This window comes from Virgibacillus salarius, from assembly GCF_039521925.1.
Classification (GTDB): domain Bacteria; phylum Bacillota; class Bacilli; order Bacillales; family Amphibacillaceae; genus Virgibacillus; species Virgibacillus salarius.
Map to the genome: position 1 here is coordinate 1 of NZ_BAAACY010000136.1, position 2,300 is coordinate 2,300.

At 36.9% G+C, this 2,300-nt stretch carries 3 protein-coding genes; all 3 read left to right on the forward strand.

Annotation, left to right across the window (positions count from 1 at the left end; genetic code table 11):
• A partial coding sequence (locus tag ABDZ84_RS16785; protein WP_343782324.1) for an ROK family protein occupies positions 1–810 on the forward strand: 810 nt, incomplete at its 5' end.
• A 374-nt stretch (positions 811–1,184) separates the two neighbouring features.
• On the forward strand, positions 1,185–1,490 hold the full coding sequence (locus ABDZ84_RS16790; RefSeq protein WP_026679601.1) for a hypothetical protein: 306 nt from the start codon (positions 1,185–1,187) through the stop codon (positions 1,488–1,490).
• 39 nt (positions 1,491–1,529) lie between these two features.
• Positions 1,530–2,003, forward strand: coding sequence for a hypothetical protein (locus ABDZ84_RS16795; RefSeq protein WP_166530233.1), 474 nt, complete (start codon positions 1,530–1,532; stop codon positions 2,001–2,003).
• Positions 2,004–2,300: the final 297 nt, after the last annotated feature.

Here is a 2,300-nt window from a genome sequence, read left to right on the forward strand (position 1 = left end):
GGCTTTTTTTATGCATCCGGACTCTGCTTCGATATCCCCTCAAATTTCTCCCTTACAGGAATGCTCCTAAATCATTCTAGTATTCCAGAGGATGAGATATACGGGATTGGTGCTGGTATTCCTGGAAAAATAGATCGTAGAAATGGGGTAGCGGTCTTTCAGAATAACCTTCCATGGTCTAATTTTCCAATAGTTCATCGTCTACGGGAAGCGCTAGGAATCGATAATATTGTAATTGATAATGATGTATATATGGCAGCATTTGCGGAATGGAAAGAGGCAAAAATGCTTGAGGATGAACTATTTGTTTATATTACGATTAGTACAGGGATTTCTTGCTCCATTATTCAAGGGGGAAACTTTATAAGGGGAGCAGGCTTTGCTGGGGAGCTGGGATTGATACCCGTTTTTACACACACAGCTGATCATAGCATGGAAAGATTAGAACATGCTGCATCTGGCCCAGCTATGCAAGCGAAGGCAAGGTCCATTTATGTCAATGAAGCATTAGTAACGAAAGATATTTTTATTCATTTTACTCGAGGAGAGAGCAATGCAAGTAGATTGGTGGACGAAATGATTCATGCATTAACCCAAGGTGTTTACATGATTAATAGTATATTAGATCCGCACAAGATTGTTTTTGGTGGGAGTGTTGCAACATATAATCCCTATATATTACCTTTACTAAAGGATAAGTTAAAAAATTACTTGATTGAAGAACAACTACATATTCTTCAAAACATGGAAATAAGTAATTTGAATAATGGTCAAGGAATTATCGGTGCAGGTTTACGTGCATTCAGGTAAGGAAATTTATAGAAAAAGAGGTTGTACATTTTAGTGGACTAAGCATAAATAAGTAGAAAAGTAATGGGAATGGAATACTTGATCCATACAGTAGATACATAGTAAGGTTCACAATCAGCTTGATTAGAATAGAGATGCACTTTTTGGGTAGAGTGCATTTTATTTGGGATAGAAAGGGAAGCCTCCAACCTATAGCTAGGGTGATATAACGTTAACACGATCTATTCAAATGAAGCTAGACAAATTCGCTTTACCAGTCAACCTGAATCCTCCATATAATTCTAGACTACATAAGAGTGGGCACTTGTGTAACCTTAACATCCAGCTATGCTATTAAAGGTAAACAAACAACTATGACATGGGAGATGGAATGTATGCAGTCTGTCATAACGTGGGGATTAAGAATTTCCATTGTATCCTATACGTTTCTACACCTTGTAACTTACTTTTTTGAAAAGAGATTATTGCTGTATGCTTTAGCATGTTGTGGTTTATTTATACTAATATTTGCTAGTTTATCAAAGACGTTAAGACAATTTAAACTCCCCTTTTTCCTATTTATCACCGGCTTTATTATCCTCCTATTTTCTAAAGTCTCTATTGGGGAGGGACTATATAGTGGACTATTGCAAATGCGAAGCATCGTTGGACTTTTAGTCATTGTACCAATGATCAGTTGAGTACTTCGTGAAGAGCCTTATATCGAGGACATCATGGGAATGGCGCATAAATCTTTGAATACAAGTAGAAAGTTTTATCTAGGGATGATGTCATTAACGCAGGTTTTTTCTTATTTTCTTTTATTCGGTGCAATACCGATGATGTATCAATTCATTAATCAAATCCTGTATAAGAAAAAAACTGAAGCATGGGAAAACTATAAAGGAACAGCCCTCTTACGGTCTTTTGCTTTATCTACGATGTGGGTAGTGAGTATTCCTAGCTTCATTTTTGCAGTGGAAACGATGAATGCCTCGCTGTGGATTTGTATTTTACAAGGATTTGGTATTTCCGTTTGTGGGACAATGATTGCGGTACTATTTTCGTATTTTCAAGAAAAGCATTATGGTGTAAATTTGACATACGGGCTACAGGATGAGATTGCTGAAATATTACTTCATGCTGATCCAATTGAGGAAAGAAAGAAAAAAGTGATCGAATTTATTTTTTTATTTCAAGTTAAGAAAGTATAAAATCAGTGCAATGACTGCGTTAAGCCAAGTAGTTATTTTGAAATGTTTGATGTATATTGGCAATGCTTCGACTAATTACTTCGCTTTCCGTGGGCACGGCCTCAACTAACTTTGCAAAGAAGAACACGTTGCAAAGTGGATTTTCGGCTCGCGCTAATCCCGCAGGAGTCTACGTAATTAGTCTCCGCTATGAGAAGGTGCAACAATTCTTGTCATAAGTAGTTGACTTTTTTACAATGGGTAAAGTGAAAATCGCTATCCGTGAGTATAAAAGCAGCTGTGTTACTTCATGCTAGC